The sequence below is a fragment of the Synechococcus sp. R6-10 genome (genome assembly GCF_047461815.1).
Taxonomy (GTDB): domain Bacteria; phylum Cyanobacteriota; class Cyanobacteriia; order Thermostichales; family Thermostichaceae; genus Thermostichus.
Map to the genome: position 1 here is coordinate 1 of NZ_JANSHW010000009.1, position 7,347 is coordinate 7,347.

General features: G+C 58.6%; 9 protein-coding genes and 1 tRNA gene. 8 read left to right on the top strand and 2 right to left on the bottom strand.

Annotated features, from left to right (window positions below; translation table 11 throughout):
- The coding region (locus tag NW837_RS00235; protein WP_414328710.1) for an ABC transporter substrate-binding protein at positions 1-582 on the bottom strand (582 nt) is incomplete at its 3' end.
- Positions 583-786: 204 nt separating this feature from the next.
- On the opposite strand from NW837_RS00235, the gene NW837_RS00240 reads away from it, so the two are divergent.
- From NW837_RS00240 to NW837_RS00275, 8 genes are all read left to right on the top strand, one after another.
- On the top strand, positions 787-1,884 hold the full coding sequence (locus tag NW837_RS00240; protein WP_414328711.1) for a tocopherol cyclase family protein: 1,098 nt from the start codon (positions 787-789) through the stop codon (positions 1,882-1,884).
- 175 nt (positions 1,885-2,059) lie between these two features.
- A tRNA-Arg gene (locus tag NW837_RS00245) sits at positions 2,060-2,133 on the top strand.
- Between the two features lie 118 nt (positions 2,134-2,251).
- Positions 2,252-4,726: an ATP-dependent Clp protease ATP-binding subunit gene (locus NW837_RS00250; protein ID WP_011432255.1), complete on the top strand. Its 2,475-nt coding sequence runs from the start codon at positions 2,252-2,254 to the stop codon at positions 4,724-4,726.
- 127 nt (positions 4,727-4,853) lie between these two features.
- Positions 4,854-5,489 (top strand): ATP-dependent Clp protease proteolytic subunit, encoded by a 636-nt coding sequence (locus tag NW837_RS00255; protein WP_011432256.1) that lies wholly within the window; start codon positions 4,854-4,856, stop codon positions 5,487-5,489.
- Between the two features lie 17 nt (positions 5,490-5,506).
- Entirely contained in the window at positions 5,507-5,776 is a 270-nt protein-coding gene (locus NW837_RS00260) for a hypothetical protein (protein WP_414328712.1), read from the top strand.
- Positions 5,773-6,162 carry a Uma2 family endonuclease gene (locus NW837_RS00265; protein WP_414328713.1) on the top strand — a complete coding sequence of 130 codons (390 nt, stop codon included), beginning with the start codon at positions 5,773-5,775 and terminating at the stop codon, positions 6,160-6,162. Before NW837_RS00260 ends, NW837_RS00265 begins: the two co-directional genes overlap by 4 nt.
- Positions 6,110-6,721, top strand: a complete 612-nt coding sequence (locus tag NW837_RS00270) for an ATP-dependent Clp protease proteolytic subunit (protein WP_011432257.1) — start codon at positions 6,110-6,112, stop codon at positions 6,719-6,721. The genes NW837_RS00265 and NW837_RS00270 overlap by 53 nt, the downstream gene beginning before the upstream one ends.
- A gap of 107 nt (positions 6,722-6,828) precedes the next feature.
- Entirely contained in the window at positions 6,829-7,134 is a 306-nt protein-coding gene (locus NW837_RS00275) for a hypothetical protein (protein ID WP_414328714.1), read from the top strand.
- 14 nt (positions 7,135-7,148) lie between these two features.
- On the opposite strand, the gene NW837_RS00280 is transcribed toward NW837_RS00275, so the two are convergent.
- Positions 7,149-7,347, bottom strand: a 199-nt coding sequence (locus NW837_RS00280) for a CpcT/CpeT family chromophore lyase (protein WP_414328715.1), incomplete at its 5' end; no start/stop codon positions are given.

Consider the following 7,347-nt stretch of genomic DNA (forward strand, 5'->3'; position numbering starts at 1 on the left):
CCCAGCAGCAAACCAGTAACGGATCCAAAAATCTTGATTGACGTTGGGGAAGGTATGAGCGGCCTTGAATTTGCGTCCGTTGCTGGCGCTGAAATTTTTGATGTAATCCGCGGCTCCCGAGATATCCAGCCCCAAACCCTTGCCAGCATGCATTCCGGCAATGGCAATCCCGTTGCCTTGGGTGATCAGCTGACACAGAACTGCCATGCGTACCGGCTGATTGTTGGTGATGGCGCCAATGTGGATCATGTGAGGCATCGGCATCTGCCACTGGCCACCGTCGATTCCCCCACCCGCTGAGCCGATGACCACATTGTCACGGGCTGCCGGCCAACTGGCCTGCTTCAACACCTCTACACCGGTCATGCCATGCTTGTCGAAAAAGCCCTTTTCCTTGGCGATGATCAGGGGGGCAGACTCCACAATCGGTATAAAGCCTAACCTGAGATTGGGGGTTTCTGGGCCGCTGGCCTGGGCAACCCAGTAGCCTGTGCTGGCCCGTGCTAAGCTGCCACTCACGAGTCCACCCACGGTGGCCGCACCCGCAGACAGCAAAAAGTTACGACGTGACGTCATGCTCACCTCATCGAAAGGATATGTGAAGGCAAGATGGAAGCTTTCCAGTTCAAGTCGCCTGACCCATGGATTTCCTTGGTGAAATCTCAAGAAATCCTTAAATCTCAGCTTGGTTGATATCCTAAGGGCAAATAAATATAGAAACAATGCAATTATTATTTTGGTAAGCATAGACTTCCGTTTATCATTGTTGCGATGGCTTAGGTCTCAATGGCGTTTCCTCCAACGGCGGCTTGCTCTGGGCAAAACAACTCAACAGATTGGGGATCCCTGCCCCATGCCGGCTACCACTGGGATGGCTGCACAGAGCGGTTTTTTGAGGGCTGGTACAGCCGCGTCACCTTGCCCGGGGATCCGCCCATCAGCTTTGCCTTCATGTACGCCATCGATCCCAAGCGCGGGGGCATGGCGCAGGTGTTGGGGCCGGAGGAGGAGTTGCATTGGCGCACCTTCCCCAATCCCCGCCGCTTTTGGGCCCGCTCAACCCATCTGGCCTTGGGGCACTCAGGGATCCCAGGCCCCGGCTGTCGCGGCCTTCAGGATCCCTTCACCTTCTTCCAGCGCACCGCCAGTGGCTACCAATACACCGCCCACCTCAATCAGGGGATTTTGCCGGATCCCTTGGGCTCTGAGCCCATTCGCTGGCTTTACCGCATTCAGCCTCGTTTTGCCTATGGGATCCCACCCCAAGCCACCATGGGGATAGGGTCTTTCCTGCCCATCTTCGAGCCGGGCTGGCAGATCCTCATGAGCCACGGCTTGGCCACCGGCTGGGTGGAGTGGAGAGGCAGGCGCTATGCATTTCAGCAGGCTCCCGCCTACGCCGAAAAAAATTGGGGCCAAAGCTTTCCTCGCCGCTGGTTTTGGATCCAGTGCAACGCCTTTCCCCAACATCCCGGTCTCAGCCTCACCTGTGCCGGAGCTGAGCGGCAGGTGCTCACCCGCCCCGAAGAAGTGGCCCTGATCAGCCTGCATGGATGGGGATCCCAGCCCTTTTTGGAATGGCGGCCTGGGCAAGCTCATCTGACTTGGCAAGTGGATCCCTGGGGATCCTGGCGAATCTGGGGAGAAAGTGCCCTCTGGTGTATTCGGCTAGAAGGGCACACGCGGCGGCCTGGCCAAACTGTATTCGCCCCTGGCCCAGAAGGGATGCAGCGCAACTGTCGGGATACCCTGGCAGGACATCTGCACCTGCAGCTTTGGCAGCGCAACGGCCAAGTCTGGACGCCGGTGATCAAGGCCACCAGCCCCCAAGCCGGCCTCGAAGTGGGGGGAGAAGTCCGGCAACCTTGGCAAGGGCAATGTTAACGCTGGCGGATATCTACACCCCCGCTGGACTTTCCAAAGAACGCTCTTGTGCTAGAATGCCTAAGCCACATTGATAGATGTCCATCTCTGTCTCTGGATAGTACTGGATAGTATCTGAGTAACTATGGACAGATAGTATGGACAGACAGTCAACCGTGGTTGGCCCGCCCCTTTTGCGCCTGTAGCTCAGTGGACTAGAGCACGTGGCTACGGACCACGGTGTCGGGAGTTCAAATCTCTCCAGGCGCGTTTTGGCCCCAGACAGCTTCCGTCTGGGGTATTTACCGTCCCTTGGTTTCGCCAGAACTTGTGCTAGGATTACCCCTATCAAGTCCGCCTTGATGCAGGCGTAGGGAGCCCGAGGATCATGTTTGAACGCTTTACAGAAAAAGCCATCAAGGTGATCATGCTGGCCCAAGAAGAAGCCAGACGGTTAGGTCACAATTTCGTTGGCACCGAGCAAATTTTGTTGGGGTTAATCGGCGAGGGCACTGGGGTCGCCGCCAAAGTTCTCAAGTCCATGGGAGTGAACTTGAAGGACGCCCGCATTGAAGTCGAGAAAATTATCGGTCGGGGATCCGGTTTTGTGGCCGTCGAGATCCCTTTCACTCCCCGCGCCAAGCGAGTGCTGGAACTCTCTCTAGAAGAGGCCCGCCAGCTCGGCCACAACTACATTGGCACTGAGCACCTGCTCCTGGGCCTAATCCGAGAAGGGGAAGGGGTGGCAGCCCGCGTTTTGGAAAACCTGGGGGTGGATCTCTCCAAGGTGCGCACCCAGGTGATCCGCATGTTGGGCGAGACCGCCGAAGTGACGGCGGGGGGGGGATCCTCCAGCCGCACCAAAACGCCCACCCTGGACGAATTCGGCTCCAACCTAACTCAACTGGCCCAGGAGGGCAAGCTGGATCCGGTGGTCGGTCGGACGCGGGAGATCGAGCGGGTGATCCAGATCTTGGGCCGCCGCACCAAGAACAACCCCGTCCTCATTGGCGAGCCGGGGGTGGGCAAAACTGCCATTGCCGAAGGCTTGGCCCAGCGCATTGTGCAGGGGGATGTGCCAGATATTTTGGCCGACAAGCGGGTGATCAGCCTGGATATTGGTTTGCTGGTGGCCGGCACCAAGTACCGCGGCGAGTTTGAAGAGCGCCTCAAGAAAATCATGGATGAGATCCGCAATGCCGGCAACATCATCCTGGTCATCGACGAGGTGCATACCCTGATCGGGGCCGGGGCTGCCGAAGGGGCGATTGATGCCGCCAACATCCTCAAGCCTGCTTTGGCCCGCGGCGAGCTGCAGTGCATCGGCGCCACCACCCTGGATGAGTACCGCAAGCACATCGAGCGGGATGCTGCTCTGGAGCGCCGCTTCCAGCCCATCATGGTGGGCGAGCCGACGGTCTCCGAGACCATCGAGATCCTGTTTGGCTTGCGGGAGCGCTACGAGCAGCACCACAAGCTGAAGATCTCCGATGCCGCCTTGGATGCGGCAGCCAAGCTGGCCGACCAGTACATCTCCGACCGGTTCTTGCCAGATAAGGCCATCGATTTGATCGACGAGGCTGCTTCGCGGGTGCGCCTGATCAACTCTCAACTGCCCCCGGCGGCCCGGGAGCTGGATCAAGAGTTGCGGCGAGTGCTCAAGGAGAAAGACGCTGCGGTGCGGGCCCAGAACTTCGACAAGGCTGGTGAGCTGCGGGATCGGGAGATGGAGATCAAGCAGCAGATCCGCGCCATTGCCGCTGCCAAAAAAGCCGAGGAGAGCAGCCGCAGCGAAATGCCTGAGGTAACCGAAGAGGACGTGGCCCAAGTGGTCAGCGCCTGGACGGGGGTGCCGGTGGCCAAGCTGACCGAGAGCGAGTCAGTGAAGCTGCTGAACATGGAAGAAACCCTGCACCAGCGCATCATCGGCCAAGACGAAGCGGTGCGGGCCATCTCCCGGGCCATCCGCCGCGCTCGGGTGGGGCTGAAAAATCCCAACCGCCCCATCGCCAGCTTCATCTTCTCCGGCCCAACAGGGGTGGGCAAAACCGAGCTGACCAAGGCTTTGGCAGCCTACTTCTTCGGCTCCGAGTCAGCCATGATCCGCCTCGACATGTCGGAATACATGGAGCGGCACACGGTCAGCAAGCTGATCGGATCCCCGCCGGGCTATGTGGGCTACAACGAGGGGGGTCAGCTCACAGAAGCGGTGCGGCGCCGCCCCTACACGGTGGTGCTTTTCGATGAGATCGAGAAGGCGCACCCGGATGTGTTTAACCTATTGCTGCAAATCCTGGAGGATGGCCGCCTGACCGATGCCAAAGGCCGCACGGTGGACTTCAAGAACACCCTGATCGTGATGACCTCTAACATCGGCTCGAAGGTGATCGAGAAGGGCGGCGGCAGCCTCGGCTTCGAGTTCAACACCAACGACGAGGATGCCAACTACAACCGCATCCGCAACCTGGTGAATGAGGAGCTGAAGCAGTACTTCCGTCCGGAGTTCCTCAACCGCGTGGACGAGATCATCGTCTTCCGGCAACTGACCAAGGATGAGGTGAAGCAGATTGCCGACATCCTGCTCAAGGAAGTGTTTGACCGCATGACGGAGAAGAAAATCCGCCTTACGGTCAGCGACCGCTTCAAAGACTTGGTGGTGGAGGAGGGGTATAACCCCAGCTACGGGGCACGCCCGCTGCGCCGCGCCATCCAACGCCTGCTGGAAGACATCCTGGCGGAAGAGATCCTGACTGGGCATGTCCGGGAGGGATCGGAGGTGCTCATCGATGTGGATGAGGAGCGCAAGCCCAAGGTGTTGGTCACGGAGCCGGAGCGGGTTCTCTTGCCTCAAGGGGCGGAGTAAAGCTGGCTTTGAGAGGTCCTCAGACTGCAAGGGATCCGTTGGGATGCTGCGGATCCCTTGTGGTCCTCAAGTGTTGTTTTTCTGGTGTTTTTCAGTTGAACAGACCCAGGCGTAGGAGATCTCTGGCATGGTGCAATCGACCTACTACTACTATGGCGGCGCTCCGGTTCGTACCCCACCCCCAGATTTGGCTTCGCTGCTGCTGCAGGAGCGCATTGTCTACCTGGGCTTGCCCCTTGCAGAGGAGTCGAATGCCAACGTCACCAAGCTGATCATCGAGCAACTGCTGTATCTGCAGTACGAGGATCGGGAAAAGCCGATCAAGATGTACATCAACTCGACGGGCACCTATAACTACGACACAGCGGCCTTTGCCATTCTGGACACCATGAACTACATCAAGCCGCCTGTGCATACTATCTGCATCGGCAATGCCATTGGGATGGCGGCCATGTTATTGGCAGCAGGAGCCAAAGGATTTCGGGCCAGTCTGCCCAATGCCACGATCGTGCTCCACCAGCCCTATGGGGGCACCCGTGGACAGGCCAGCGACATCGAAATTCGCACCCGCGAGATTCTGACTTTGCGCAACATGATGCTGGAGCAACTGTCCCGCAGCACGGGCCAGCCTATGGAGCGCATCAAGAAGGACACGGAGCGGCTATTTTTCATGACACCAGAGGAAGCCAAAGCCTACGGCCTCATCGATCAGGTGCTGACCAGTTCCAAAGGCGTGCCGAAGTTGGCAGCAGCCAAAAACTAAAGCAGAGGGATCCGTCCATGGTTCAAGTTCCCGTACAGCCTTTAACAGCGGAGGAGTACCTCCACCTCACGGACGGGCTTTATGAAGGACGGGTTGAACCTGAAGACGGGTCCATTCGGGAAGCCGAGGAGCGTATGAACACCCTCATTGAGCTGTTTCTGGTTGCGGAATTGCCCAAGTTTTTGCCCATCCAACGCCTGAGCTTGGGCCAAGTTGAGGTCGAAGTGCCCGCAGCCAAGGCTCGGTTGCGCAATCCAGAGGTGATGGCTTTGCATCCCGCTATGTGAGCTTGCTGGGAAACGGTCGCGGAACCATTGGGCTGCCCATGCCCCCGCCGCTGCTGGTGGAGGAGGTGGTTTGCCCCGGAGTGGACCATGAAAAACGCGATGATCAAGACAAGCGCAAAGATTATGCTGCCCGTGGGATCCCGGAATACTGGATTGTGGATCCAGCCAAGCAGTCCGTTTCCGCGGTGCGCTGGGTTGGCGGAGAATACGAAGGCGAGGTCAAAACTGGATCTGGACGCATTGTTTCCTCGGTTTTGCCCCAGCTGGATTTGAGCGCGGAAGATATCTTACAAGCGCGTCGTTCTGTGTTTCATACTTTGCCAGGAGAAACTTATGCCGATTGGAGTGCCTCGGGTTCCCTACCGTTTGCCCGGCGAGCCCTATAGCCAGTGGATTAGCCTTGACGATCGCCTGTACCAAGAGCGGATTTTGTTTATCGGCGAGCCCATTGACGATAGCTTGGCCAATACCATCGTGGGGGTGATGCTCTACCTCAACTCGCAGGATCCGCAAAAGGACATTGTGATGTACATCAATTCTCCCGGTGGCTCTGTGACGGCGGGCATGGCCATCTACGACACCATGAACCACATCAAGCCAGATATCGTTACGGTTTGCGTGGGCCAAGCGGCTTCGATGGGAGCCTTTTTGCTGGCTGCCGGCACTAAGGGAAAACGGTTTGCCCTGCCCCACTCCCGTATCATGCTTCACCAACCTTCCCTGGGCACAATCCAAGGCCAAGCCAGCGACATTGAAATTCGCGCCCGCGAAACGCTGCGGGTCAAACGGCGCATGAACGAGATCTTGGCGCAAACCACCGGCCAGCCGCTGGAGAAAATCGAGCGGGATGTGGAGCGAGACTTTTACCTCTCGGCCACGGAAGCTCAGGCATACGGCATAGTAGATCGGGTGATCCAAGAGCGCTCGGAAGCCATGGCCAGCTAAAGGGATCCCCCCCTTTCCCCCAGCAACAGGTCGAGGGGTTGGGAAAGGTTGGGAGGGATCCCTTCAAGGGGTGGAGTTCAGTGGACAACGCTAGGAGAACCGGTCGGATGGGCCAACGGCTCTGGAGTGCAGGACTGGGCTGCTGCGCGGGTCTGCTGCTGCTTTGGCCGGAAGCTTGGGCACTGCCCCCTGCCGATGAGATCCCGGAAGAGGTGTTGCGGGCCCAGCCCGACTTGCGGGCTCGCTCTCCGGTCGATAATCAGCCCCTCGCCGCCGCCGAGGCTCTGGAACTCCAGGAAGCCTTGGCAGCTCGGCCCGAAACCGGATCCGTCTCCCCCGAAGTGGAACGGCTGATCTTTTTGCTCAGGCTGCGCAAAGGATTTCGAGATCTGTTGCCTTTTTTGTTCCCCTGACTGTTTTCTGGCCCTCACCCCCTGTCCCTCTCTCCCCAAGGGCGAGGGGAAGAGGCCGGTGGGATCCCTTTTTGGTAACGGTAGGGTCCGGCGCGGGATCCCCAGGTTTGTTGGCCAGTGGCGGCGTCAAAGCCCCGATCCCAGGTGATGAATTCGCTGGGGGTGAGGTCGAACTCGATGTGGATATAGGTGCTATCCCCGGGGTTCAGACGA

Excerpts from the sequence above, each read along its gene's own strand:
- NW837_RS00240 (WP_414328711.1), top strand. The coding sequence starts at position 787 with ATGGCGTTTCCTCCAACGGCGGCTTGCTCTGGGCAAAACAACTCAACA.
- NW837_RS00250 (WP_011432255.1), top strand. The coding sequence starts at position 2,252 with ATGTTTGAACGCTTTACAGAAAAAGCCATCAAGGTGATCATGCTGGCC.
- NW837_RS00255 (WP_011432256.1), top strand. The coding sequence starts at position 4,854 with ATGGTGCAATCGACCTACTACTACTATGGCGGCGCTCCGGTTCGTACC.
- NW837_RS00260 (WP_414328712.1), top strand. The coding sequence starts at position 5,507 with ATGGTTCAAGTTCCCGTACAGCCTTTAACAGCGGAGGAGTACCTCCAC.
- NW837_RS00270 (WP_011432257.1), top strand. The coding sequence starts at position 6,110 with ATGCCGATTGGAGTGCCTCGGGTTCCCTACCGTTTGCCCGGCGAGCCC.
- NW837_RS00275 (WP_414328714.1), top strand. The coding sequence starts at position 6,829 with ATGGGCCAACGGCTCTGGAGTGCAGGACTGGGCTGCTGCGCGGGTCTG.